This window comes from Plantibacter lichenum, from assembly GCF_050587525.1.
Classification (GTDB): Bacteria; Actinomycetota; Actinomycetes; order Actinomycetales; family Microbacteriaceae; genus Plantibacter.
In genome coordinates, this window is record NZ_JBOBFT010000017.1 from 1 (window position 1) to 23,831 (window position 23,831).

At 68.5% G+C, this 23,831-nt stretch carries 25 protein-coding genes; 3 read left to right on the forward strand and 22 right to left on the reverse strand.

Going from position 1 to position 23,831, the window contains the following annotated elements:
- Positions 1–416: 416 nt before the first annotated feature.
- From ACQ3HB_RS18585 to ACQ3HB_RS18635, 11 genes are all read right to left on the reverse strand, one after another.
- Positions 417–1,856, reverse strand: a complete 1,440-nt coding sequence (locus ACQ3HB_RS18585) for a hypothetical protein (protein WP_430922112.1) — start codon at positions 1,854–1,856, stop codon at positions 417–419.
- Positions 1,846–2,673 (reverse strand): TIGR03943 family putative permease subunit, encoded by an 828-nt coding sequence (locus ACQ3HB_RS18590; protein WP_430922114.1) that lies wholly within the window; start codon positions 2,671–2,673, stop codon positions 1,846–1,848. Before ACQ3HB_RS18590 ends, ACQ3HB_RS18585 begins: the two co-directional genes overlap by 11 nt.
- Complete coding sequence (locus ACQ3HB_RS18595; protein ID WP_430922244.1) at positions 2,666–3,580, reverse strand: permease; 915 nt, start codon at positions 3,578–3,580, stop codon at positions 2,666–2,668. Before ACQ3HB_RS18595 ends, ACQ3HB_RS18590 begins: the two co-directional genes overlap by 8 nt.
- 152 nt (positions 3,581–3,732) lie before the next feature.
- On the reverse strand, positions 3,733–4,197 hold the full coding sequence (locus ACQ3HB_RS18600) for a Fur family transcriptional regulator (RefSeq protein WP_430922116.1): 465 nt from the start codon (positions 4,195–4,197) through the stop codon (positions 3,733–3,735).
- A 50-nt stretch (positions 4,198–4,247) separates the two neighbouring features.
- Positions 4,248–5,198, reverse strand: a complete 951-nt coding sequence (locus ACQ3HB_RS18605; protein ID WP_430922118.1) for a metal ABC transporter permease — start codon at positions 5,196–5,198, stop codon at positions 4,248–4,250.
- Between the two features lie 8 nt (positions 5,199–5,206).
- Positions 5,207–6,067, reverse strand: coding sequence for a metal ABC transporter ATP-binding protein (locus tag ACQ3HB_RS18610; RefSeq protein WP_430922120.1), 861 nt, complete (start codon positions 6,065–6,067; stop codon positions 5,207–5,209).
- Positions 6,064–7,059, reverse strand: coding sequence for a metal ABC transporter solute-binding protein, Zn/Mn family (locus ACQ3HB_RS18615; protein WP_430922121.1), 996 nt, complete (start codon positions 7,057–7,059; stop codon positions 6,064–6,066). The genes ACQ3HB_RS18610 and ACQ3HB_RS18615 overlap by 4 nt, the downstream gene beginning before the upstream one ends.
- A gap of 275 nt (positions 7,060–7,334) precedes the next feature.
- Positions 7,335–8,717 carry a dihydrolipoamide acetyltransferase family protein gene (locus ACQ3HB_RS18620; RefSeq protein ID WP_430922122.1) on the reverse strand — a complete coding sequence of 461 codons (1,383 nt, stop codon included), beginning with the start codon at positions 8,715–8,717 and terminating at the stop codon, positions 7,335–7,337.
- Positions 8,718–8,786: 69 nt separating this feature from the next.
- On the reverse strand, positions 8,787–9,767 hold the full coding sequence (locus tag ACQ3HB_RS18625; RefSeq protein ID WP_430922123.1) for an alpha-ketoacid dehydrogenase subunit beta: 981 nt from the start codon (positions 9,765–9,767) through the stop codon (positions 8,787–8,789).
- Positions 9,764–10,903, reverse strand: coding sequence for a thiamine pyrophosphate-dependent dehydrogenase E1 component subunit alpha (locus ACQ3HB_RS18630; protein WP_430922125.1), 1,140 nt, complete (start codon positions 10,901–10,903; stop codon positions 9,764–9,766). The genes ACQ3HB_RS18625 and ACQ3HB_RS18630 overlap by 4 nt, the downstream gene beginning before the upstream one ends.
- A gap of 4 nt (positions 10,904–10,907) precedes the next feature.
- Positions 10,908–12,035 carry a histidinol-phosphate transaminase gene (locus ACQ3HB_RS18635; RefSeq protein ID WP_430922127.1) on the reverse strand — a complete coding sequence of 376 codons (1,128 nt, stop codon included), beginning with the start codon at positions 12,033–12,035 and terminating at the stop codon, positions 10,908–10,910.
- A gap of 136 nt (positions 12,036–12,171) precedes the next feature.
- Between ACQ3HB_RS18635 and ACQ3HB_RS18640 the strand changes: the two genes are divergently transcribed.
- Complete coding sequence (locus tag ACQ3HB_RS18640; RefSeq protein WP_430922129.1) at positions 12,172–12,564, forward strand: phage holin family protein; 393 nt, start codon at positions 12,172–12,174, stop codon at positions 12,562–12,564.
- Positions 12,565–12,686: 122 nt separating this feature from the next.
- Here ACQ3HB_RS18640 and ACQ3HB_RS18645 read toward each other — a convergent pair whose 3' ends face one another.
- The gene (locus ACQ3HB_RS18645) at positions 12,687–14,156 is read right to left on the reverse strand and encodes a hypothetical protein (RefSeq protein ID WP_430922131.1); all 1,470 of its coding nucleotides are present in this window, start codon (positions 14,154–14,156) and stop codon (positions 12,687–12,689) included.
- 3 nt (positions 14,157–14,159) lie between these two features.
- Complete coding sequence (locus ACQ3HB_RS18650) at positions 14,160–14,429, reverse strand: hypothetical protein (protein ID WP_430922132.1); 270 nt, start codon at positions 14,427–14,429, stop codon at positions 14,160–14,162.
- A 320-nt stretch (positions 14,430–14,749) separates the two neighbouring features.
- On the opposite strand from ACQ3HB_RS18650, the gene ACQ3HB_RS18655 reads away from it, so the two are divergent.
- Both ACQ3HB_RS18655 and purB read left to right on the forward strand, forming a co-directional pair.
- A complete protein-coding gene (locus ACQ3HB_RS18655; protein ID WP_430922134.1) occupies positions 14,750–15,280 on the forward strand; it encodes a low molecular weight protein-tyrosine-phosphatase in 531 nt (176 codons plus the stop codon).
- Positions 15,277–16,659 (forward strand): adenylosuccinate lyase, encoded by a 1,383-nt coding sequence (gene purB / locus ACQ3HB_RS18660; protein WP_430922136.1) that lies wholly within the window; start codon positions 15,277–15,279, stop codon positions 16,657–16,659. Before ACQ3HB_RS18655 ends, purB begins: the two co-directional genes overlap by 4 nt.
- A gap of 309 nt (positions 16,660–16,968) precedes the next feature.
- Here purB and ACQ3HB_RS18665 read toward each other — a convergent pair whose 3' ends face one another.
- From ACQ3HB_RS18665 to ACQ3HB_RS18705, 9 genes are all read right to left on the reverse strand, one after another.
- Positions 16,969–17,244, reverse strand: a complete 276-nt coding sequence (locus ACQ3HB_RS18665) for a hypothetical protein (protein WP_430922138.1) — start codon at positions 17,242–17,244, stop codon at positions 16,969–16,971.
- The gene (locus ACQ3HB_RS18670) at positions 17,241–17,882 is read right to left on the reverse strand and encodes a hypothetical protein (protein WP_430922140.1); all 642 of its coding nucleotides are present in this window, start codon (positions 17,880–17,882) and stop codon (positions 17,241–17,243) included. Before ACQ3HB_RS18670 ends, ACQ3HB_RS18665 begins: the two co-directional genes overlap by 4 nt.
- 280 nt (positions 17,883–18,162) lie before the next feature.
- Positions 18,163–18,942, reverse strand: coding sequence for an alpha/beta fold hydrolase (locus ACQ3HB_RS18675; protein ID WP_430922142.1), 780 nt, complete (start codon positions 18,940–18,942; stop codon positions 18,163–18,165).
- Between the two features lie 141 nt (positions 18,943–19,083).
- Complete coding sequence (locus tag ACQ3HB_RS18680) at positions 19,084–20,184, reverse strand: NAD(P)/FAD-dependent oxidoreductase (RefSeq protein WP_430922143.1); 1,101 nt, start codon at positions 20,182–20,184, stop codon at positions 19,084–19,086.
- Positions 20,185–20,268: 84 nt separating this feature from the next.
- Positions 20,269–20,496: an RNA-binding S4 domain-containing protein gene (locus ACQ3HB_RS18685; RefSeq protein WP_430922145.1), complete on the reverse strand. Its 228-nt coding sequence runs from the start codon at positions 20,494–20,496 to the stop codon at positions 20,269–20,271.
- Between the two features lie 59 nt (positions 20,497–20,555).
- Entirely contained in the window at positions 20,556–21,134 is a 579-nt protein-coding gene (locus ACQ3HB_RS18690; RefSeq protein ID WP_430922146.1) for a cupin domain-containing protein, read from the reverse strand.
- Complete coding sequence (locus ACQ3HB_RS18695) at positions 21,131–22,450, reverse strand: amidohydrolase family protein (RefSeq protein ID WP_430922148.1); 1,320 nt, start codon at positions 22,448–22,450, stop codon at positions 21,131–21,133. Before ACQ3HB_RS18695 ends, ACQ3HB_RS18690 begins: the two co-directional genes overlap by 4 nt.
- On the reverse strand, positions 22,423–23,247 hold the full coding sequence (locus tag ACQ3HB_RS18700; RefSeq protein ID WP_430922149.1) for an energy-coupling factor transporter transmembrane component T family protein: 825 nt from the start codon (positions 23,245–23,247) through the stop codon (positions 22,423–22,425). The genes ACQ3HB_RS18695 and ACQ3HB_RS18700 overlap by 28 nt, the downstream gene beginning before the upstream one ends.
- A complete protein-coding gene (locus ACQ3HB_RS18705; protein ID WP_430922150.1) occupies positions 23,248–23,820 on the reverse strand; it encodes an ECF transporter S component in 573 nt (190 codons plus the stop codon).
- Positions 23,821–23,831: the final 11 nt, after the last annotated feature.

A 23,831-nucleotide genomic window follows, 5' to 3' on the forward strand; every position in this document is an offset into this window, starting at 1 on the left:
GGTTTTTGGCATTTGACATTGTGCACGCTGTTGAGTTCTCAAGGATCGGATGCTCCTGCCTTTGGCCATCACGACCGCCCTGCAGGGCAACTTCTCTAGCTTACCACTCTCATTCAGTTTGTCAAGTCCCAGTTTTCAGCTGCTCTCACGAGGAGAGCGCACTGAAGAGACTTGTCCGAAGAGGGGAAGTTTTAGCCTAGTCTTGAAGGAAGAAATTACCAAGAACTGCACGGCCCGAATCTGGACTCGATGCGCTCTTGGAGCTTCACTTTTGGCTGGGTATCAGTCCCGCTTGAGGCCGGGAAGCTCTTCCGCTTCCCGCACCTTTGGGGTGACGAGTGATTACTTTACGTGTGTCCCGGGGGGCCCGCAAATCCCGCAGTCATCCCGGGCGTGTCGCCCGGAAACACGTGGGATCAGTTGGGACTCGACGGTCCGGGGCACCAGGACAGGTCGAACCCGGGGGTGGACGTGACGACCCGTCCCGTGGCGGATTCCACGATCTCCGTCACCGGGCCACGCGGCATCGGGAGGTTCGCGTATCCGTCGAACCCTCCGGTCGCGAACCCCGGCACCGTCACCACGCCCACGTACTGCGAGTTCGGTGAAGCGCAGATCCCCCACACGACGGTTCCGTCCTTCGGGTGGAAGAGTTCTGCGGTCGCTCCGTCCTTGACGGCGAGCACCCGCTGATCGGTCGTGACCGTCTTCGCGTCGTACAGGGAGTAGATCCGCGCATAGAGCTGATCGCTCAACGAGACGAGTTGCCCGGGGATCTCCTCCTTGCCGAACGCCGGCAGGACGAGCGGGACCGACTCGCCCGTCGTGAGGTCGAGGACGACCACCCCGTCGAGCTGTTCCACGATGACCTTCGTGGTGTTGGGGATGAAGCTCTGGATGAGGGTCGCCCTCCCCAGCAGTGCAGGAGCGGCCTGACCCGTGGGGTCGAGGAGTTCGAGCGAGCTGTCGGTGGTGCGGACGAGCATCGATGCGGTTTGCGGCACGAACTGCCACTCGAGCGAATGGACCGCGCCGCCGTCGATCCCGGCGACGCGCTGCAGCTTCGCATCCGCCTTCCGCGTGTCGAGCGAGTACAGCGTGAGGTTGTCGCCGCCCTCGCGACCGAAGGACTGCTCGGTGAAGAGGAAGCCCATGATCCCCTGCGACGGAGAACTCCGGACCTGCGTGATCACACCGCCTTTCGGGAGTTCGACGGGTGTCGCCTTCCCGCTCGCGACATCGACGAGCGCCAGTTCGTTCAAGCCGCCGAGCGATTGCGTGACGACCGCGAGCGACGAGCCGACCTCGGCGAACTCCTGGATCCGCGGCGCCGAGTACACCGTCCGTGCGGGCGAGCCGTCGAGCGAGACCTCCTCGATGCGGTCGTCGCCCTTCTTCGCCTGCGGATCATCGGCGGGCACCGGCTTACGGACGAGCGAGTACAGCGCCGGCCGGCTCGTCTCGAACGACGTGCTCAGATCGGACGCGACTCCGCCACCGGGACTCCGCGCCCCCTTCACGGCGACCGTGTACTGCGTGTCGTACGCGAGCGGTCCCGCGAACTGCAGCGTGATCATGTTCCCGGAAGCGCTCGTCTGGAAGTCGGCCTTCGGGGTGATCGTCACCGCGTCGGCGTCGAGCTCGCCCAACTGCTGGTTGACGTACATGACGACACGCTGCCCGGACGTCTCCACGAGACCCGCCGTGTCGACATCGGTGCGAACGAGTTTCGGCCCCTGCACGGATCCCGCGAACGCAGCGATCCCCGCGACCAGCAGGAGCGAGACGAGGACGATGCCCACGAGCCGGCGGAAACGGCGATCGCCCGCATCCCGGCTGGAACCACTAGTACTCATACGGATCGTTCGGTTCCGGGATGGCGGTTACGTCCTTGGGAGCGACGCGGAGCGGCTGGGCCGTCGACCCGCCATCGGCGATCGTCCCGGCGACCTGTACCCACGCCCCCGGTTCGTGATCCTTCTCCCACCCCGGCTGATGCACGGGGACGCCGACGGGCTGCGCGTCGACCGCGCAGCAGTTGACCACGAAGCGCGAGACGAAGAACACGTCCGGGTCGTCCGGGTCCGCGATCACGAAACCGGAACCGGTGAACGGCTTGCCGACGAGATCCGCGGGGCGCGTGGTCTGACGCAGCAGGGTCGCCCAGTCCTTGATGCCGAAGGTGGAGAAGTCCGGATTCGCGGTCAGCACGGTCTGCGCGTCCTTGCCGTCGACCGTCCCGGAGAGCGTTCCCGAGTTGACCTGGCGCTGGTCCGCGGTCGCGACGGAGAGCGTCGCCGGCGGGAGGACGACCATCGCCGTCACGATCGCGAGACTGCCGAGGACCGACAGGGTCGCGAGGACGGCCCGCCCGCGCCGCGGCGTCTCGGTCTCCGCCGGCACGTGGACGAGCACGCTGAACAGGCCGAGCGCCACGGCGATGAGCGCCATGACGACCGTGAAGACGAAGTAGCGCGGGTGCACGTACAGGCCGAGGCGATCCGTGGCCGCGAGCCACAGGATGCAGACCGCCGCGGTCACGAGGAGGAGGACGCCCCACCAGCGCTGGCGGAGATGGTCGATGCTGAAGCGGCGGCGCGGGCGGGCGGCGACCGCCGCGTGGTCAGGGCTGTGCGAATGGCTGTGGGCGTGGTCGTGCGTCCCGCTAGGCAAGGGCGTTCACCCCGAATCCGAGCGCGGCCGAGAAGAGGATCGCGATGCCCGTGATGACGACGAGCGTGCGGGTCGTGTAGGTCGTGCGCATGAGCGCGAGCATCTTGACGTCCACGACGGGCCCGAGCACGAGGAACGCGACGATCGATCCCGGCATGAACGTCGACCCGAACGAGAGGACGAAGAACGCGTCCACGTTGGAACAGATCGACACGATGAGCGCGAGCGCCATCATCGCCAGCACCGACCACACGGGGTTCGCGCCCAGGGTCACGAGCACCTCCCGCGGCACGAGCACCTGCACGGCGCCGGCGACGGCCGAACCGATGAGAAGCGCCGGCATGATCGCGCGCGCCTCGGCGACGAACTGCTGCAGCGTCTGCTCCAGGCGGCTGTGCTCGTGGTCGTGCTCCTCCGTCACCTCGCAGTACGCCTGGAAGCGCGGCGTGAGGAGCGACGACGGATCGGGGTGGCGGCTGAACAGCCAGCCGATGAGGTTCGCGAGGACGAAGCCGCCGACGAGCCGCGCGACGAGGATGCCGCCGTCCCAACCGAAGGCCTGGTGGGTCGTGACGATGACGATCGGGTTGAGGATCGGCGCGGCCAGGAGGAACGTGATCGACTCCGGCACGGTGAAGCCGCGGAGGATGAGGCCCCGGGCGAGCGGGACGTTCCCGCACTCGCAGACCGGCAGGAACATCCCGAGGAGCGAGATGCACGCGCGGCGGAGGACCTGGTTCCGCGGCAGCCATCGCTCGAGCCACCCGGCGGGCAACCACACCTGGACGAGGATCGACAGCACGATGCCGAGGACGACGAACGGCAACGATTCGACGACGACGCTGAGCGTCAGGGTGAAGAAGTCCCGGACCGCGTGCGGCGGGGAGAGCGCATCGCCGAGCGGCATGACGGCGCGGAGGACGAAGAGTCCGACGATGACGACCGCTGCACCCGTGATGAGCAGGGGTGTTCTGACGTTGCGCGGTGCGCGCTCCTCCTCGAGATGCCAGGTCTCCGTCTCAGGCCACAATTCGGACCGGAGGCTGTCCCTGGTGGGGCTCACTGCTGCGGCGCGGGAGGGGTCGAGCCGACGGTGGTGACAGCGCTTGCTGCGGTGGCGCCCTCGCCTGTGGCTGCAGCGATCGAGCACGCTTCGCACAGGCCGAAGATGTCGACGACGTGCTGCGCCTGGGTGAATCCGTGCTCGGATGCGACGCGACGGGCCCACGCCTCGACCTCGTCCGCCTCGATCTCGATCGTGAGACCGCAGTTCCGGCAGATCAGGTGGTGGTGGTGCTTGCCCGGCGTGCAGGCGCGGTACAGGCTCTCGCCCTCCGGCGACTGCAGCGAGTCGGCTTCTCCCTCGACCGAGAGATCCGCCAGTGCGCGATAGACGGTGGCGAGGCCGATGGGGGAACCCGTGTCGCGGAGCTCGGCGTGCAGTCCTTGCGCGCTGATGAAGCCGTCGTTGCCGCCAAGGGCTTCACGAACGGCTTCGCGCTGCCAGGTGTTGCGTTTCGCCACGACTCCTCCTCGCCTCAAGGGTACCCGTTCCGCCGCCGCCGTCCGGTCTTTCATCGCGTCCCCACAGGTGTCTGGGAGCCGGTGGTTCCGGGCGCCGTTCCTCCGGTCGCCGCGCCGAGGACGGCACGCGCACGATCACTCTTCCGCTGCATCACCCGCGGACCGATGAGCCGGCACACGAGGTAGATCAGGAACGAGATCGTGGTGATGTACGGGCTGATCGGGAGCGAACCGCCGAGCGCGAGCAGGATCCCGCCGACGGCAGAGACGAAGCCGAAGAGCATGCTCAGCACCGGCACGAGCACCGGCGAGGCCGAGACGCGGAGGGCAGCGGCGGCCGGCGTCACGAGGAGGGCGAGGACGAGGAGCGCGCCGATGATCTGCACCGAGACCGCGACCATCAGGCCGAGGAGCACCATGAATGCGAGGGAGACGAACCGGCCGGGCACCCCGCGCGCGGCCGCGACATCGGGATCCAGACTGTCGAAGGTGAGCGGCCGCCACATGAGGAGGAGGCTCACGAGGACCACGACGCTGATGCCGATGAGCCAGAGGAGCTGCGGATCGTCGACCGAGACGATCTGGCCGGTCAGGAGGCCGAACTTGTTGGCGCTCCGCCCCGGATACAACGCCAGGAAAAGGATGCCGAGTCCCAGGCCGAAGGGCATGAGGACGCCGATGATCGAGTTCCGATCGCGCGCTTTCGCACCGAGCAGGCCGATCATGATCGCCGCGATGAGCGAGCCGACGAGCGACCCGGCGACCACGTTGAGGCCGAGGAGCAGGGCGCCGGCGGCCCCCGCGAACGAGAGCTCACTGATGCCGTGGACGGCGAACGCCATGTCGCGCTGCATCACGAACACGCCGATCAAGCCGCCGACGATGCCGAGGACCGCTGCGGCCGCGATCGAATTGTGGACGAGTTCCAAGAGCGCGCCGTAGTTCTCGAACGAGAACAGGCGACCCCAGACGCTGTCGTCCGACGCCGCTGTGAGAACCATCGCGGCGCTCATCGTGTGGCCTCCGGAACGACGAGACCGTGCTCGTCGTGGTGGTGGTGATGCGTCTCGCTGTCCGGGATGCCCACGACGACGATGCGGCCATGGCTGCGGATGACGTCGACGGGTGTGCCGTACAGCTCGGAGAGGACCTCGCTGCGGAGGACCTCGTCCGGCGTGCCTTCGCGGAAACGGCCGCCGGCGAGGTACAGGATGCGGTCCACCATCGGCAGGACCGGGTTCACATCGTGCGTCACGAAGACGACGGCGGAGTCGTGCTCGCGGCGACGCTCGTCGATCAACTCGCTGACCCCGCGCTGATGCTGCAGGTCGAGGCTGAGGAGGGGTTCGTCGCACAGGAGGAGCAGCGGATCATCCGCGAGGGACTGCGCGACGCGGAGTCGTTGCTGCTCGCCTCCCGAGAGGCTGCCGACCGGGCCGTCCGCATACGCCGTGGCGCCGACCGCGTCGAGGAGTGCATCGACGCGCGCCCTCGTCGCCCTGCCGGAGACGGGGAACCCGAACCGGTGACCGTTGACGCCGAGTGCCACGAGATCGCGTGCCCGCATCGGCGTGCCCGCCGGGATGAGCTTCTGCTGCGGGATGTAGCCGATGCGACGATCACCGCGTTGGACCGATCCGCCGTTGAAGCGGATGCTGCCGGAATCGAGCGCCTGCTGGCCGAGGATCGTGCGGAGCAGACTCGTCTTGCCGGAGCCGTTCGGTCCGAGGACCGCGAGGAACTCACCCGGCGCGACGCTCACATCGAGGTCGTGCCAGAGGGTTCGGCCGCCGAACCCGAGTTCCGCGCCGCGCAGCTCGAGAACGGGCTCACGCGCGCCCCGAGCTGCTGCGGCTGCGGAATCGGTCACTTCTGCAGGGCCTTGGCGACGGCCTCGACGTTGCTGGTCATCCAGGAGAGGTAGTCCTTGCCGTCCGGCAGGGTCTCGGTGAACGACACGACCGGGACGCCTGCAGCTGTTGCGGCCTTCTCCACCTGTTCGGTCTCGGCGCCGCTCGTCTGCTCATTGTAGGCAAGCAGGGACACGGTTCCGGTACCGAAGAGGTCGAGCGTCTCCTTGAGGACCGCTGGAGAGACGTCCGTCCCCTCCTCGATGGCCTCGCTGAACTCGGCGGGCGTCTTGTTGACGAGGCCGGCGGACTGCAGCAGGTACAGCGGGACGGGCTCGGTGATCGCGACGCCCGCGCCGTCGTGATCGGTCTTGATCGCGGCCGCAGCGTTCTCGATCGTGGTCAGGCTGGCCTTGAAGGACTCGGCGTTCTTCGTGAAGGTGTCCGCGTTGGCGCTGTCCGCCGCGCCGAACTCCTTCGCGAGTTCGTCCGCGAGCTTCGCCATCGTGGGCAGATCGTAGAAGACGTGCTCGTTGAAGCCCTCGATGTGGCCGTGGCCGTCATCGGCGCTCTCGGTGGAGTCGGCCGGGGCGTCTGTGTGGTCGGCATCGGCGTGATCGTGGTCCGCGTGGTCGTCGCCGGCGAGGCCGGAGAGGTCGACGACGTTGATGACCTTCGTCGTGTCGTTGCCGGCCGCGGAGACGAGCGTGTCAATGAACGGGTCGTAGCCGCCGCCGTTCTCGATCACGACGTCGGCCTTCTTGACGGCGAGCTGGTCCTGCGCGCTGGCCTCGAAGGAGTGCGGGTCCTGGGCGCTCGAGGAGATGAGCGAGGTGACGCTGACGTCCGACCCGCCGATCTTCGACGCGATGTCGCCGTAGACGTTGGTGGACGCGACGACGTCCACCTTGCCCGACTCCGACGATGCGGCCGGCGTCGTGGCGCAACCGGCCAGGACGAGGGCGGCCGCGGGGATGATCGCGAGGAGTGCGGTGGTTGAGCGTGTGCGCATCGGCAGACTTTCTAGGTCGGGGTGAATGCCTCCACGCTACGCCTATTGAGACTGATTCTCAAACTCACTGTATCTGACCCTCCACGGCTGCCCGGTGGACCGCCCGGCGGACCGGCGGCCCGCCCGAGGTGGACCGCCCGAGGCGGACGGCCCGAGGTGCGCCTGAGAACAGGAAAACCGCCTGAGGGAAGGACCGATCCTCTCGGATGGTCCTTCCCTCAGGCGGTTGTCCTGCTGTCGTGCGGTGCCAGTCGCGGCGCACGGGGTGTCGCGATCTACTCCAGGAGCAGCGCCGGCTCCTCGATGATCGACGCGACGTCCGCCAGGAAGCGGCTCGCGACATCGCCGTCCACCACGCGGTGGTCGAACGAGGCGCCGAGCGTCGTGACGTAGCGCGCACGCACCTCGCCGTCGACGACCCACGGCTTCTGCTTGATCGTGCCGAGGGCGACGATGCCGGCCTCGCCAGCGTTCAGGATGGGCGTGCCGGTGTCCATGCCGAAGACGCCGATGTTCGTGACCGTGATCGTGCCACCCTGCTGGTCGGCCGGCGTCGTCTTGCCGTCGCGAGCCGTGAGCGTGAGCTTCTCGAGCGCCTGCGCCAGTTCGAGCAGGCTCATCGCCTGCGCTTCCTTGATGTTCGGCACGAGCAGGCCGCGCGGGGTCGCAGCTGCGACGCCGAAGTTCACGTAGTGCTGGACGATGATCTCCTCGTCCGTCCACCTGCTGTTGACCGTCGGGTTGCGGCGCACGGCCCAGATCATCGCCTTCGCCATGATGAGCAGCGGCGAGACCTTCACACCGGCGAAGTCGGTGGACGCCTTGAGCCGCTTGACGAACTCCATCGTGCGCGTCGCGTCGACGTCCACGAACAGCGAGACGTGCGGCGCCGTGAACGCGCTCTTGACCATGGCCGTCGCGATGGCCTTGCGGACGCCCTTGACCGGGATCCGCTCCTCGCGCTCGTCGGCCCAGTCCGGCGTCTGGATGTTGCGGAAGACACTCGCCTGGCTGGCTTCACGAACGACGTCGTCGCGCGTGATCTCGCCCACGAGACCTGTCGCCTCGACCGTCGACAGGTCGACGCCGAGGTCCTTCGCGAGCTTGCGGATGGGCGGCTTCGCGATGACGGGCGATGCGGATGCCGCCGGGACGCTCGACGGTGCGGCGCGCTTGACGGGCGCAGCGGGCGCTGCCGGTGCTGCAGCGGTCGGGGCGGCGGGAGCGGCAGACCCACGACCACGACGACGGCTCTGCGCGTGCCCGGCCGAGCCGTAGCCGACGAGGACTGCGCCGCCGCCCTCCTCGTTCGAGACGGTCGCTGCGGCGTCGGCCACGATCTGCGCGCCCTCGTTCACGGGCGCTGCCTCGGCTGCCGCTGCGGCAGCGGGCGCGTCACCGGACGCGACGACCTGGCCGTCCGTGCTCACCTGGATGATGGGCGTGCCGACGTCGACCGTCTGCCCCTCCTGGACGAGCAGGGCGCCGACGGTGCCGGCGAACGGCGACGGCAGCTCCACGAGGGACTTGGCCGTCTCGATCTCCACGAGCACCTGGTTGACGGACACCGCGTCGCCGGGCGCGACCTTCCACGAGACGATCTCCGCCTCGGTCAGGCCTTCGCCGACATCGGGCAGTTCGAACTGCAGATCACTCATCGCCGTTCCTCACTTCCATGGCGGCCGCCGGAGCGGCCAGTGCGCTTGTGACCGGGGTGAGCCGGTGCATCAGTAGGCCAACGATCGGTCGATGGCTTCGAGGATCCGGTCGGCGTCGGGCAGGTAGAGGCCCTCGAGCTTCGCCGGTGGGAAGGGTGCGTCGAATCCGGAGACCCGCAGGACTGGGGCTTCGAGGGAGTAGAACGCACGCTCCGTGACGGTCGCGGCGACCTCGGAGCCGATGCTCGTGAATCCGGGCGCCTCCTGCACGTAGACCATGCGGCCCGTGCGGCGGACTGATTCGAGGATCGGGCCGTAGTCGACGGGTGAGAGCGAACGGACGTCGACGACCTCGACGCTCGTCCCCTCGGCCTGGGCCATCTCCGCCGCCTGCAGCAGGACGCTCACGACGGCGCCGTGGCCGACGAGCGTGACGTCGGTTCCCGTGCGGACGATGCGGCTGCCGTGGAGCGGTGCGGCTGAGGATGCGAGATCGACCTCGCCCTTCGGCCAGTACCGGCTCTTCGGCTCGAAGAAGATGACGGGGTCGTTCGACTGGATCGCTTCCTGGATCATCCAGTAGGCGTCGTTCGGCGTCGACGGGCTCACGACCCGGAGGCCGGGCGTGTGCGCGAAGTACGCTTCCGGGCTCTCCTGGTGGTGCTCGATGGCGCCGATGTGTCCGCCGTACGGGATGCGGATGACGACCGGAAGCGAGAGCGTACCCTCGTGCCGGTTCGTCAGCTTCGCGAGCTGCGTCGTGATCTGGTTGAAGGCGGGGAAGACGAACCCGTCGAACTGGATCTCGCACACGGGCCGGTAGCCGCGCATCGCGAGGCCGATCGCGGTGCCGACGATGCCGGACTCCGCCAGTGGGGTGTCGAGGACGCGGCTGTCGCCGAATTCGGCGTGCAGGCCCTCGGTGATGCGGAAGACGCCGCCGAGCGGGCCGATGTCCTCGCCCATCAGAAGGACCTTCTCGTCCTCGGTCATCGCCTTGCGCAGACCCGCGTTCAGGGCCTTGGCCATCGGCATCGTCTCGACGCTCATGCCTCTCCCCCTTCGAACGATGCTTCGTACTGCGCCAGCCAGGCCTGTTGCTGCTCCATGAGCGGGTGGGGCTCGGAGTAGACGTGCTCGAAGATGAGCGAGGCGCCCGGCGCTTCGAGGGCGAGCGTGCGGACACGGACGTCTTCGGCGAGCGCCGCTGCTTCCTGATCGACCTCGTCGAAGAACGCCTGGGAGGCGCCGAGGCCCTGCAGGTAGGTCTTGAAGCGGGTGATGGGGTCGCGGGCGATCCAGGACTCGGTCTCCGCGTTGGTGCGGTACTTCGTGGGGTCGTCGCTCGTGGTGTGGGCGCCGACGCGGTACGTCATCGCCTCGATGAGGCTGGGGCCGCGGCCCGCACGCGCGTCGTCGAGGTGCTTCGCCGAGACGGCGTAGCTCGCGAGGACGTCGTTGCCGTCGATCTGGACGCTGTCGAGTCCGAAGCCGGCGGCGCGCTGGTAGAGCGGTGTGCGCGACTGACGCGACACGGGCACCGAGATGGCCCACTGGTTGTTCTGCAGGAAGAACACTTCCGGCGTCTGGTAGCTGGCGGCGAAGACCATCGCCTCGTTGACGTCGCCCTCTGAGCTGGAGCCGTCGCCGAAGTAGACGAGGACTGCCTCGTCGCGTTCCGGGTCGCCCGTGCCCACGGCACCGTCGAAGTTGAGTCCCATCGCGTAGCCCGTGGCGTGCAGCGTCTGCGCGCCGAGGACGAGCGTGTACAGGTGGAAGTTGCCGTTCTTGGGGTCTGCCGGGTCCCATCCGCCGTGCGTGTTGCCGCGCATGAGCCGGATGATGTCGATGGGGTCGATGCCGCGGATCATGCCGACGACGTGCTCGCGGTAGGACGGGAAGATCGTGTCCTGGGCGCGGGCGGCGCGTGCGGAGCCGACCTGGGCGCCTTCCTGCCCGTGGCTCGGCGGCCACAGGGCCATCTGTCCCTGGCGCTGCAGGTTCGTCGCTTCCTCGTCGAACGCGCGAACGTTCGCCATGTCGCGGTAGAACTGCTGCAGGTCGGCCTCGGAGAGGTGATCGAGGAAGGGCTGGTACTGCTCGGACGCCGCGGACGCGGTGAACGTCCCGGATGCGTCGAGGAACTGCACGGGTGTCATGCGGTCGTCTTCTCCTGTTCGAGCCATCGTTCTACGCTACCCGCCTGGCCGGGTGGCCGTCCGGAAGGGTGGCGACAATCTCGGCCGCCGCTGTGAGGAGGTTCTCCACAGAGGCTGCTTCGCCGATCGAGATGCGGATCCCGGAGTCCGGGAAGAGTCGTCCGACGATGCCGTTCGCGACGAACACGTCGTTCGCGGCGACGGATTCGGCGCCGAGGCCGAGCCAGACGAAGTTGCCGTTGGCCTCGGGGATGAACCAGCCCTGTTCGCGGAGGGACGTCGCGACGTGGTCGCGGCGTTCGGTGATCTCTGCGACGCGCTCGGTGATCTCCGGCTCGTGCGCGATCGCCACTGCTGCAGCCTCCTGCGCCGCGGCGGTGATCGAGAGCGCGAGGGCCGCGTTGCGGGCGGCGTCGAGGATGGCGGGGTTCCCGATCGCCCAGCCGATGCGGAGGCCCGCGAGCCCGTACGCCTTGGAGAAGGTGCGGAGGACGACGACGTTGGGGTGGTCCTCGAGCAGCGGGATGCCGTTGACGGCGTCCGGGTCGGTCACGAACTCGCGGTAGGCCTCGTCGAGGACGATGAGGACGTCCGATGGCACGGCTGCGACGAAGGTTTCGAAGGCTTCGCGGGTGACGATGGTGCTCGTGGGGTTGTTGGGAGTGCAGACGATGATGAGGCGCGTGCGGTCGGTGACGGCGGCGGCCATGGCATCGAGGTCGTGTGATCCGTCGGCGCGGACGGGGATCTGCACGCTCGTCGCGCCTGCGACGGTGACGAGGCCCGGGTAGGCCTCGAAGGAGCGCCAGGCGTAGAGGATCTCGTCGCCGGGTCCTGCAGCGGCGTTGACGAGCTGGCTGAGGATCGCGAGCGAACCGGACCCGACGTGGATCCGTTCGACGTCGACGCCCTGCCAGTCCGCGATGACGCCGCGGAGCCGGGCGGCGCCGCCGTCCGGGTAGCGGTTGACGTCTGCGGCCGTCTCCCGGATCGCTTCGATCACGGCATCGAGCGGCGGGAACGGCGTTTCGTTGCTCGAGAGCTTGAACGCGTCCGCTGCCGCGGGTTTGCCCTGCCGGTAGGGAGGGAGGACGGCGATCTCGGGCCGGAGTCTCACCGGGGCCGCCTGCGTTGCTTCTGGCTGGTTCTGCGCACTCACTCGACGAGTCTATGGCCGGTTGATTCCGCGAACGGCATGAACTCCGCGCGCCCAGCGGGGCCCGGGAGGCCCGGCGGCCGACCCTGCATCGAGTGCGCCCTTGGGCGACCGGCCTCGAACTGGGACAATGGATGGCATGGGCCGCTTCCTTCTGAACCTCGTAGCCAACGGTTTCGCGATCTGGATCACGACGCTGCTCGTGGCCGGCATCCACATGACCGCGTACACGCCGGGCGACACGCTCGCGACGATCCTCACCTATGCGCTCGTCGCGTTCATCTTCGCGGTGGTCAACACGATCGTGGGCTCGATCATCAAGGTGCTCGCGTTCCCCCTCTACATTTTGACGCTCGGGCTCATCGCTCCGATCATCAACGGCCTCCTGCTGCTGCTCACCGCCTGGGTGAGCAGTTGGTTCGGGTTCGGCCTCACCGTCGACGGCTTCTGGTGGGGCGTGCTCGGCGCGATCGTGATCTCGATCGTCAACTGGCTCTTCGGCATCATCACCCGCTCGCAGACGAAGCGCTGAGCTCCGTTCCGTCCTACCCGATTCGGCTGACCGGACGGGCAGGTCAGGCCGGACGGGCAGGTCAGGCCGGACGTGCTCGACGTGCTCGACGGCCCGACCCGGCGTGACCTGCTCGACGGGAGTCATGGCGTCACCCGTTCCGCCCGGTAGTGCACCGCGGTCCCCTCACCCGAAGTGACGTCGGCGAGGACGTCGCGCACCTGTGCGATCCGCGCATCCTGTGCGTCGTCCATGAGCTGCGCGGTCTCCTCGTACGCTCCACGCGCGTGGGCGGGGAGCGGATCATCGCCCTCCGCTGGCGGCGGCGCACCGTCCCAGAGCGATCTCGCGACGACGGTCGGGCCGTCGACCTCGAAGGAACGCATTCCGGCGAGCTTGGGGACGAGGTCCTCGGTGTGCTCGACGTTGAGTGATGCGACGCCTTCCGGCAGCTCGATGCCGACGACGGGTGCGCCGAATGTGACGAGAGTGGTGTCGTAGCGACCGCTCGCTGCGACGGTCGCTGCGGCGATCCCGCCCTGCGAGTAGCCGGCCTGCACCACACGCGCTCCGTCGGGGATGCCCGCAGCGGCCATCGCCTGCTCCGTCGCCCGCACGCTCGCGGCGTTCGCCTCCGCGACGGCCCGCAGGTTGCTCTCCATGTCGAGCGGTTCCGAACCCGTCTGGAGCGAGGCATCGATCGTGCCGCCGGTGGAGACGACCCAGGAATCAACGCCGTGCGCGTCCCTGTACCGCTCGATCCGGACTTGGGGAGCTCCGTGTTCGCTCGGCGGCATCCGCTGCATGACCGCGGCGAACCCGGCGGGGCCGGCCGGCGGCCTGCGCACTGGGCCGGTCACCGGGCCCACCGTCACACCACTGTTGCGCAGCGTCCCGGTCGCCGCCGCGGCGATGCCGACCACCCCTGCCGCCTGCGCAACGCCGAAGAGACCGAGCCCTCGATCACCGAACACCCCGGCGAGTGACGGTGGCAGGCCGGCGAGCCCGAGCATGGCATCGTCCGCCGACGACACGGCGAGGCCAACGATCGCCACGAACACCTCGCTCGAGAGGAGCGTGCGTCTGGCATCCTGCAGGGTGTCGACGGGCGAGCCGTCCGGCCTCGTCCGGAAGGCCATGCTCGCGGCGAAGTATGCAGACACAGGCACCAGGACGCCGAGGAGTGGAACCAGCAGACCGGGCACTCGCCCGACGAGGAAGCCGACAGTCGTCGCGAGAACGGACCCGAGTGCCTCGAACACCCCGCGTTGCACGCGCTCACTTGCACCGTACGCCTCGGCCGAGAGCTGGAGGACGAACGCGAGTCGCTCGGCCTCCGCTCCCGCCTCCGCGATCGATGCGGCCGCAACGGCCAGATCATCGGCGCCCGCTTCGAATCCGACAGGTGTCATCGGCGCGGGGAGGACGCCCGACGGCGGGACGATCATCACTGACGGCGGGCCGACTGCGGCGAGCGCCGCCGCGCCCGACAAACGGTCCGCCCAGCTCTCGGCATCGTGAGCCAGCACCCGCAACCGCTCGACGACGTGCAGGAGTTCGTCCGTGGCGACCGCAGTCCTCCCGCCGCCGCTCAACACGAGATCGTCCGACATCGTTCAGCCCACCCCTGACGTTGCGGCAGCCGCCCTCGTCGCGCCGATCGCCTGCCACGCCGCATCGAGCGATGTCTCCGCCCGACGCAACTCCTGTTCCAGCGCGTCGAGACGCCAGACGAACGCGACCGACGCCGCGCCCGTCCACCCGGGCGGGCCGAGCCCAGACACCTCGCCGATCGCCGACTCCACCCATGCGCACGCGTCACGGACCAGCCCCTCACGCGCGACGAGCGCCTGCACGGCGGCTTCGTCCCATCCCGAGTCGCTCATCCATTCCCCTTCTTCCTCGACAACAGCCAGATCCCTTCTCAACGGCAGCCGGGCCGATTCCGACCGAAAGCACGGTCGCTGCACGCCGACGACGGACAGCACGCCGTCGGCAGACTCCGCATCACCTCGTGGATCCAAACGCCTCGTCACCCGCCCGGCTCAGTACCGCTCCTTCCACCCTCGCCGAAGCACCGTTCCCCCGCGGGCAGGATTCCCGAACTGTGCACAACTCGCTCCGCGCGCCGCCTGTGGAGCAGCCTGGCGCGCTTCTCAGCGGATCCGTGGTCGTGCATCGACCCCCTGTCCCCCAGAATGGAACCATGACAACGAATGGGGAGGCCGACCCCGGCGATGCCCCGTTCCGCGTGTGCTTCGTCTGCGCCGGCAACATCTGCCGGTCGCCCATGGCCGCCATCGTGTTCGCCGGACTCGTCGACGCGGCCGGCCTCAGCGATCGCGTCGCCGTCTCCTCCGCCGGAACGGGCGACTGGCATGTCGGCGAACACGCCGACCACCGCACCGTCACCGCCCTCCGCCAACGCGGATTCGACGCGTCATCGCATCGGGCCAAGCAGTTCGACGCCGACCGATTTCCCGAGTACGACCTCGTCGTCGCACTCGACCGCAGCCACGACCGCATCCTTCGCACGTGGGCGACGACCGAAGCCGACCGCTCCAAGATCCACCTCCTGCTCGGTTTCGACCGGCAACAGGCTGGGAAACTGGACGTCCCGGACCCGTACTACTCCGACGCGCAGATGTTCGACACCGTCCTCGACATGATCGACCACGCCTGCCGCGCACTGTTCCGCCAACTCGAACCAGCACTACAACAGGGAGCCACCCCATGACTCGTTTCCCCGCCCAGCCGCTCAGCCCGCTCGACGGCCGCTACCGCGCCGCCGTCACCGAGCTCGGCGAGTACCTGTCGGAGGCCGGCCTCAACCGCGCCCGCGTGCAGGTCGAGGTCGAGTGGCTCATCGCGCTCACGAACCGTTCGATGTTCGGATCCTCCCCACTCAGCGCCGACGAGATCGACAGCCTCCGCGCCCTCTACCTCGACTTCGGCCAGGAGGAGATCGACTGGCTCGCCGAGAAGGAAGCCGTCACCCGCCACGATGTGAAGGCCGTCGAGTACCTCGTGCGCGACCGCCTCGCGACGCTCGGCCTCGACCGCATCGCCGAGCTCACCCACATCGCGTGCACGAGCGAGGACATCAACAACCTCGCCTACGCGCTGACCGTCTCCGCCGCCGTGCAGTCGATCTGGCTGCCGAAGCTGCGTCTCGTCCTCGACGCCCTCCGCACGAAGGCCGTGGACTTCCGCGCCGTGCCGATGCTCGCCCGCACCCACGGCCAGCCAGCGACACCCACCACGATGGGCCGCGAACTCGCCGTGACCGTCTACCGGCTCGAGCGCATCGCCCTGCAGATCGAGGCGAACGAGTACCTCGGCAAGTTCTCCGGCGCGACCGGCACCTTCGCAGCCCACCTCGTCGCGGACCCCGAGGCCGACTGGCCGACGATCTCGCGCGAGTTCGTCCAGAGCCTCGGCCTGGACTGGAACCCGCTCACCACGCAGATCGAATCGCACGACTGGCAGGCAGAGCTCTACGGCAAGATCTCCCACGCCAACCGCGTGCTCCACAACCTCGCGACCGACATCTGGACGTACATCTCCATCGGCTACTTCCGTCAGATCCCCGTCGCAGGCGCGACCGGCTCCTCGACGATGCCGCACAAGGTCAACCCGATCCGTTTCGAGAACGCCGAGGCGAACCTCGAACTCTCGAGCGCGATCCTCGACTCCCTCGCGGCGACGCTCGTCACCTCACGACTGCAGCGCGACCTCACGGACTCCAGTGCGCAGCGCAACATCGGCGTCGGCTTCGGGCACTCGCTGCTCGCCCTCGACAACATCCTCGGCGGGCTCGGCCAGATCGACCTCGCCGAAGACGCCCTCGCTGCGGACCTCGACACCAACTGGGAGGTGCTCGGCGAGGCGATCCAGACGGTCATCCGCGCTGAGGTCACCGCTGGTCGATCCACGATCGAGGACCCGTACGCCGTGCTCAAGGAGCTGACGCGCGGCAAGCGCATCGGTCAGGCCGACCTCGTCGAGTTCCTCAACGGACTCGACATCGGCGATGCCGCCAAGCAGCGTCTGCTCGCGCTCACGCCGGCCACGTACATCGGCCTGTCGGACTCGCTCGTCGACTACCTGCCGTAAGTTCGGGCTACGCGGTCCCGCTCGTCGACTACCTGCCGTAAGTTCGGGCTTCGCGGTCTCGCCCGCGGCCGCCACTGGCATCCAGAACGCCACGCTCCCGCTCGGGGCGTGGCGTTCTGCGTCCCTGCGCGCCGGATCCCTGCGCCTAGGGTTTGCACAATTCAGGATGATCAGCAGAATTCAGGAGGATTTCATCGGCGACACGCTTCGACTGTCCTGAATTCTGAAAATCATCCTGAATTCTGCAACCACCGAGGGGTGAGAGGAGAGGAGAGGACGTGGCCGGGCAGGCTGGAAGCCTGGCGCGGCTCAGTGACCGGAAGGCGGGCGCGGCGCAGGCGGGGCGTCGGGGCCACGGTCCTGCTCGTCGAGGTCCTGCTTCTCCTCGAAGTCCGGCTTGATCGCGAGCGCCAGCATCGCCAACACCACGAGCGACACGATGAACGCGACACCGAGACCGATGACCGCGTACATGAGCTCACGCGTCGACATGAGCACGACGAGGCCCGTGAACACACCCATCACACCGGACAGGATGAGCAGTTCGATCGGCCGCAACAGGTCGTCTCGGTTGGGCTTGGTCACTGCGCCGCCTCCGGCTCGCTCGATGTGGCGGTCTGCTTCGCCGCAGCCCATTTCAGAGACAGGCCGCCGATGACGAGGTACACGCCGACGATGGCGGCATACGCTCCGACGAGACCGACGACGACGATGTCGGCACGCAGGACGCCCTCGACACCACCGGGAGCGGCGAACCGCTGCTCGAGGCCGGGCGGGACGAGGAGGGTGGCGACGGCGAGCAGCACGGTGAACGCGCCGGTCGCGGTCCAATCCTTGGCGGCGGGAGTGCGTCCACGCCAACGGATGCCGCTGTAGAGCTCGAGGAACCCGGTGAGCGCGGCCCACACGGTGACGACGTAGAGCAGCATCCCGAGTCCGCCGCCGCTGAGCGCGAGCGACAGGACACCGGTGGCGACGCCGATGACGCCCTGGCCCACGAAGAACGCGCGCGTCACGGGATCGGACAGCGAACGCCAGCTCAGGATGCCGACGACGAGACCGGAGAGCAGAGCGAAGACGCCGAAGACGGTGAGCCCGAAGCGGGCGTCGTGTCCGGCGGTGAAGGTGATCACGCCGGCGGTCGCGAGCGCGACCACAGCACGCAGGATCGGCACCATCCAGTACCGATCACGCCTGGCGCCGTCGAACGGAATGGTGGCCACGGTGAACGTCTCATCTCTTGCAGGAAGTCGATACCAGCTTACGCGCTCGGCGGCTCCGAAACTGCCGGGCGCCTGGACGGGCTCTCGCGCGACGGTTTGCGGGCGGGCCGCTGGGGCCTCCGACGGCCTCCGAACCGCACGACGGAAGGAGAACCGCGCCACAGAAGGACGGATTCGCGCATTGCCTCCTCCCGTCAGGCAGTTCTCCTTCTCCCAAGCGGCGAGCAGCCCAGGCGGCGGGCAGCACAGCCGGCAGTCCACCGACCGCCTCACCTCCCGTTCACCCGATCGCGGCCGCCACCGCCCTCGCCAACCGCTTCCCGATCAGGTGATCGCTCCCCAGCACCCGGTGCACGCCGACACCGCGCATCCGCGACACGATCTTCAGCACACCGTCGGAATGGAACTCGTCGAGGCTCCCGTAGACGATCTCGACGGGCGCCTGAACGGCCGCGATATCACTCACGCTCGTCTGCGATTCGATCGCGTTCTCGAGCGATTTCACGAACGGGACCCAGGTGCGCTCGTTGATGTCCATCGCTTTCGGGATCGGCAGGAGGCGTTCGACGGCGCGCGCGTGCCGGAGGGTGAAGTCCTTGTTGTGGCGGATGTAGTCGTACGCACGGAGGTAGAAGTCCATCACCGTGCGGTCGAGCGGGTTGGAGAGTTCGCCGGGCGACAGGTAGATCGGCGGGCTCACCATCACGAGTTTGGCGATGCGGTCCGGATGCTGCGCAGCGAGGCGGGCGGCGATGAGCGCGCCCATCGAGTGCCCGACGAGGATGACGGGGAAGTCGAGGTGCAGCGACTCGACCGTGCGGTTCACGGCTTCCGAGTGATCCTCGATCGTGTAGGCGCAGTCCTCCGGGATGGGTGACTCGCCGAACCCGAGGAGGTCGATCGCGATGCAGCGGTGCCGGTCCTCGATGAGCGGCACGACGTTCTGGAACGTGACCGAGGAGGATGCGACGCCGTGGAGGAGCAGGACGGTCGGCCCGGTTCCGCGCTCGAAGGCGACGTGGAGCAGCGGTGGACGTTCTCTCCCCAGGAGCAGTCTCATCACCCGATCCTCCTCCTGAGACTCCGGTACGGCAATGCCCACCTCCCCGCTCACGGCCCGCGAGGGGTCGCATATGGCTCGTCCGAGGGCGCTCGAACTCGCCATATGTGACACCTCGCGGGATGAGGGGACGACCTCCAGCTAGGCGATGGGGAAGCGGGCCGGCCGGAACGGGCTGAGGATCTCGGACACGCGGTCGTGCATGATCTCTTCCGCCGCGAGGCGACCGATGCCCGCGGCCAGAGCGATGCCGGCGTGGGCCGACACGATGTAGAGACCAGCTATGGGTTCGACGGTGCCGATGATCGGTCTGCCGTCCGCGGGAATCGGCCGGAGTCCAACGGCGACATCGGTCAGGGCCACGTCCTCAGAACCGGCGATCTCGCGACGGATGGTGTCGAGCGTGAGTGCGGCGAGCGCCGCCGGTCCGTTCTCCGGGGAATCGTCGATGTAGTCCTCGGCCGCGAGCAACGTCGTCTCGCCCGCTTGGCGGAGCTCGAAGTCTGGCCCGGACACGATGCCGTTCAGCAGTGGTCTCGACGTGGTGAACCGCATCAGGATGCACGGCGAGGACGCGACCGGCACCGTCACGCCGAGGACGCTCGCCAGCGCAGGAGTGCCTGTGCCGGCCGCCAGAACGACGGTGTCGACATCCACGGTTCCGCCCGATGTCCGCACACCGCGCACTCGACCGTCAGCAACCAGGACTTCGTGCACGTGCGTCTGCTCGGACAGCACCGCACCGAGGTCCTGCGCCCCGCGCTGGAGCGAAACGGTGAAGGCTACGGGGTCGAGGCTTCCATCGTGCTCCGCGAGCACGGCGGCACCGGGAGGGTGACGGAGCCCCGGCTCGCGCTGCCCGATCTCAGCACGGTCCACGACGCGGATCGCGGAACCCCACGCTGCACCGGTGGCCGCGACCGAGTCGGTGTCGCCGCGTTCTGCGGACCAGGAGAGCGCACCGGATCGGCGGAGCGAGAACGGAAGTGGAAGCTCTCCCGCGAGGCGGTCGAGTTCGACCGATGCGACCCGCCGCAACGCCGCCTGTTCCGCGTCTGGCGCGGAAGCAGACAGCCCGACCCACCCGAACGCGTCGTTGGTGGCTCCCCCGCCGACCCGCCCGGACTCGATGAGGTGCACCTCAGCCCCCTCGCGCGCAAGCGAGTACGCCATCGCAGCGCCCAGGACTCCGGCCCCGACGACGGCGATGCGTCGGCGAGAAGGCGCGGCAGAGCGGTTCATCAAATCACCGTAACAGGCTGCTTCGGAGCCCCGCAGCGTGCCGCAAACCGCGAATGGCAGACCAGGGGCTCGCGACTCACACCCTCACGGGCCGACGCGGACGCTTCGCCCCTCGAAGGTCACGATGTCTCCGAGCTGGAGCTGGCGCCCCCGCCTCAGATCGGTCTCGCCGTTCACGGCCACGAGGCCCTCGGCGATGACCTCCTTCACCATCCCACCGGAGTCGAGGAGCCCGGCGAACTTCAGGAACTGGCCGAGCCGGATGCCGTCGCCGCCGATGGGGATCTCGTCGATCGGGTCAGGCTTGGTCATGCCTGAACTGTAGCCGACCGGGTGCGGGCCGGCTCACTCGGACGGACGACGGGCAGGTGCTACGCCAGAGTGAAGTCGGCGAAGTCGAATCCCGGAGAGACGAGGCAACTCGCGAGAGCGCCCTCCGCCGCCGGCAGCGTCCGCTGCCAGACCTCGGGCTCCACCGTCGCCTGAGCGAGGTCACCGCCCTCGACATCGGGCCCGAGGAGGACGATCTCCCCTGGCACGGGAACCTCGCCGGAGCCGCCGTACTGCAGCGAGATCCGGCCGGGGCCGTGCCAGAGCCAGATCTCGGTCGAGCGCACCCGATGCCACGCCGACGATTCCCCTGGCGGCAGGAAGAAGTGGATGAGCGTCGCCGCGGGACGCACGACCGATCCGCCGTCGCCCGCGTCCACCGTCACCGCGTCCGGCGACGTCCACGTGCGCCGGTACCATCCGCCCTCGGGATGCGGTTCGAGGGAGAGCGCCACAGCAGTCGGTGACCGGCGGACCCGCTCGATGAGGTCGCCGTCAACGGTCCTCCGGTCGAACAGCTCCGAGCCACCGTCGAACAGCTCCGGGCCGTCGCTCAGCAGTGCCGCATCGTCGCCGACCGGCTCCGGTCCGCCTCCGAATACCGTTGGGTCCGCACTCATCGCCCAGCCTCCCAGCGCAACTCGCCTGCGATGAACGTGGCCGTCACATGCCCGTCGCCGCCCTCGACGAGGCCCGCGAGGACATCGCGTGCCGTCGTCGCCTCGTGATCGAACACCGCGAGATCGGCCAGCGCTCCCGCTTCCAGTGCGCCGAGCCGGTGATTTCCGGTATCGAGCCCCATCGCCACCGCACCGCCATGCGTCGCCGCCTGGAACAGGCGCTCGTGGAGGTCGTCGCCACTGTAGCCCTGACGACGGGCGATCGCGAAGAGCGCTGCGACGTCCCCCGAGAGGTCGAGGGAGGGGGTGGACGAGAGCGAGTCGGTGCCGACGGCGATCGCGTTCCCCTCACGCAGATAGTCGGCCACCGGGGCCTCGTCGAGACCGATGACGGCGTTCGAGCGCGGACAGAGGGCGACGACCGTCCCGGTCCTCCGCAGGATCTCGCGGTCGACGGCATCCGTGTAGATGCCATGGGCCACATGGCTCGTCGGCCCCAGGGCGCCGATGGACTCCGCGTACGGCACGGGCCGGAGCCGACTGCCGCCGCGACGGAGCAGCTGGAAGTCAGCGAACCCCCAGTCGCGCCACTGGTCGGCGAGGGCACCCGTGCCGTGCTGGGTGTACTCGGCCTCCCACGCGGACTCGGCGAGGTGCATGTGGCGGCGGACACCGCGTTCGTCGGCGAGACGTCCGAGATCCCTGATCACATCGGTGTCGAGGGAGTACGGGGCGTGGGGGGAGAGCCCGAGCCAACGTGACTGCGCCCCTTCGAGCAGCGCCTCGGTCTCGGATCGGCCGCGGGCGCTCCACTCATCGGTGAGCCAACTCATCAGCTCCCAGTACGCGATGCCGTGCACGCGCCCGTCCTCGAGCACACGCAACGCCTGGGCATCGGTCACGATGTCGCTGATCGCGGTGGTGCCCGTCGAGATCGCGATGCGCAGGCCGTCCGCCGCGGACGTCGCCCAGTCGTGCGGCTGTTCGTACAGGTCCTGGAACGCGTGGGACCAGTCCTCGAAGCCCTCGTAGACGCCCTGTCCGACCTCGGCCATGCAGGTGTACTGCAGGTGCGAGTGCGCGTTGACGAGGCCGGGGGTCAGGATGCCCGGACGTTCGGTCTCCCGGACGTCTCCGTCTCGGCGGGCGTCGCGCACGATGTCGGCGGCCTTCCCGACGGCTGCGATGCGATCGCCGACGACGGCCACTGCGCCATGGCGGATCGGTTCGCCGATGACGGGGACCACCCAGTCGGCGACGATCACGTGGGTTTGGGCGTGCTGACGGGTCACGGTGTCCACAGGGGCGGCATCCATCCGGTGAGACTGGCCGCGGAAGCGGCGACGGCGAGCAGGGCGAAGAAGACGATGATGAGGATGTCGAGGGGACCGAACGCCAGCTGTCGCAACCAGGTGCGCTTCTGGGTTCCGAACCCGCGCAGGTCGAGCGCGTCCACGACGTCCTCGGCCTCGATGAACGAGTTCATCGCCACCGGGATGATCAGGGGGCGCAGCTGCAGGATCCGACGGATCGGATTGCGCGTCGGCGGCGGCTCGTAGCCCCGGAGCCGCTGGGCGGCGATGGTCTCACGCAGGCTGGCCGCGGTGGTGGGCAGGAACTTGAAGGTGAGGTCGATGCCGTACGCGAACCGCGCAGGCACGCCCAGCCGCGCGAACGCGACGGCGAGGTCACCCGGCCGGATCGAGAACGCGAGCGGGAACCCGGTCGCCGCGATCGCCAGGAACCGCAGGAACAGGTTGAACGCGAACGAGAGCGAGCCGCCCGTGACGTCGACGTTGATGAGCGGGATCGTGAAGAGCGTCGCAGAGGTGTCGACCTCCCCCGCCGACTTGGCTCCGGCGATGATGCCGTTCACACCGGCCATGATGAACACGAACACGAGCACGAACGTCCAGTTGGCGCGCACGGCCCGCCACGGGATGCGGGCGGCCGCGTAGTACCAGAACGCGATGGCGACGAGCACGAGCATCACCCGCCAATCACGCACCTGGGCCGCGGCCACGACGAACGCGATCGGCACGAGGATGAGCACCCTCGGATCGCGTCTCGCCAGGAAGGAGCCGCCGCCCAGGTACCGCGGTGACGCTTCCATCTAGCGTCCGGAGAGGTTCTGCAGAGGCTTCCACGCTTGATCGAGGGCCGGTGCGATGATCACGGAGGCGATCACGGTCGTGAGGAGCGCCGGCAGGTACTCGGCGAAGAACCAGTACTCCGCGGTGTTGCCGAGCAGGATGTCCGACGCGGTGAAGAGCATGCCGATCACCACGGCGATGAGCGAGATCACGGCGACGCGCAGGAGCTGCGGGCCGGTCTTCTTCGGCTCCCTGACGTAGTGCGCGATGAGGCCGGCGACGAGACCCGTGAGACCGTTCGCGAGGCTCCAGTTCCAGTAGGTGAGGAACCCGGCGCCCTGGATCTGGTCGACGATCGCGTTGCCGATGGCCCCGGTGAAGAAGCCGGCGATCGGTCCGAAGCGCGCGCCGACGAACGGGATCAGGGCGATCGCGGGCCGGATCGCGACGTTGCCCGTTCCGGGGATGATGAAGCTGAAGATGCCGAGGGCGCCGTAGAGCGCCGCGCCGATGGCGCCGAAGACGATCGTGCGGGACGTGATGGCCCACGGGTTGCGCCTGGCAACGGCGGTGGTCGTGACTGCTGCGGACATGAGCGGTCCTT

Coding starts and splice junctions, on each gene's coding strand:
- ACQ3HB_RS18585 (WP_430922112.1), bottom strand. CDS start 1,856: ATGAGTACTAGTGGTTCCAGCCGGGATGCGGGCGATCGCCGTTTCCGC.
- ACQ3HB_RS18595 (WP_430922244.1), bottom strand. CDS start 3,580: ATGCCGCTCGGCGATGCGCTCTCCCCGCCGCACGCGGTCCGGGACTTC.
- ACQ3HB_RS18605 (WP_430922118.1), bottom strand. CDS start 5,198: ATGGTTCTCACAGCGGCGTCGGACGACAGCGTCTGGGGTCGCCTGTTC.
- ACQ3HB_RS18615 (WP_430922121.1), bottom strand. CDS start 7,059: ATGCGCACACGCTCAACCACCGCACTCCTCGCGATCATCCCCGCGGCC.
- ACQ3HB_RS18620 (WP_430922122.1), bottom strand. CDS start 8,717: ATGAGTGATCTGCAGTTCGAACTGCCCGATGTCGGCGAAGGCCTGACC.
- ACQ3HB_RS18625 (WP_430922123.1), bottom strand. CDS start 9,767: ATGAGCGTCGAGACGATGCCGATGGCCAAGGCCCTGAACGCGGGTCTG.
- ACQ3HB_RS18630 (WP_430922125.1), bottom strand. CDS start 10,903: ATGGCTCGAACAGGAGAAGACGACCGCATGACACCCGTGCAGTTCCTC.
- ACQ3HB_RS18640 (WP_430922129.1), top strand. CDS start 12,172: ATGGGCCGCTTCCTTCTGAACCTCGTAGCCAACGGTTTCGCGATCTGG.
- ACQ3HB_RS18645 (WP_430922131.1), bottom strand. CDS start 14,156: ATGTCGGACGATCTCGTGTTGAGCGGCGGCGGGAGGACTGCGGTCGCC.
- ACQ3HB_RS18650 (WP_430922132.1), bottom strand. CDS start 14,429: ATGAGCGACTCGGGATGGGACGAAGCCGCCGTGCAGGCGCTCGTCGCG.
- ACQ3HB_RS18655 (WP_430922134.1), top strand. CDS start 14,750: ATGACAACGAATGGGGAGGCCGACCCCGGCGATGCCCCGTTCCGCGTG.
- purB (WP_430922136.1), top strand. CDS start 15,277: ATGACTCGTTTCCCCGCCCAGCCGCTCAGCCCGCTCGACGGCCGCTAC.
- ACQ3HB_RS18675 (WP_430922142.1), bottom strand. CDS start 18,942: ATGAGACTGCTCCTGGGGAGAGAACGTCCACCGCTGCTCCACGTCGCC.
- ACQ3HB_RS18680 (WP_430922143.1), bottom strand. CDS start 20,184: ATGAACCGCTCTGCCGCGCCTTCTCGCCGACGCATCGCCGTCGTCGGG.
- ACQ3HB_RS18685 (WP_430922145.1), bottom strand. CDS start 20,496: ATGACCAAGCCTGACCCGATCGACGAGATCCCCATCGGCGGCGACGGC.
- ACQ3HB_RS18690 (WP_430922146.1), bottom strand. CDS start 21,134: ATGAGTGCGGACCCAACGGTATTCGGAGGCGGACCGGAGCCGGTCGGC.
- ACQ3HB_RS18695 (WP_430922148.1), bottom strand. CDS start 22,450: ATGGATGCCGCCCCTGTGGACACCGTGACCCGTCAGCACGCCCAAACC.
- ACQ3HB_RS18700 (WP_430922149.1), bottom strand. CDS start 23,247: ATGGAAGCGTCACCGCGGTACCTGGGCGGCGGCTCCTTCCTGGCGAGA.
- ACQ3HB_RS18705 (WP_430922150.1), bottom strand. CDS start 23,820: ATGTCCGCAGCAGTCACGACCACCGCCGTTGCCAGGCGCAACCCGTGG.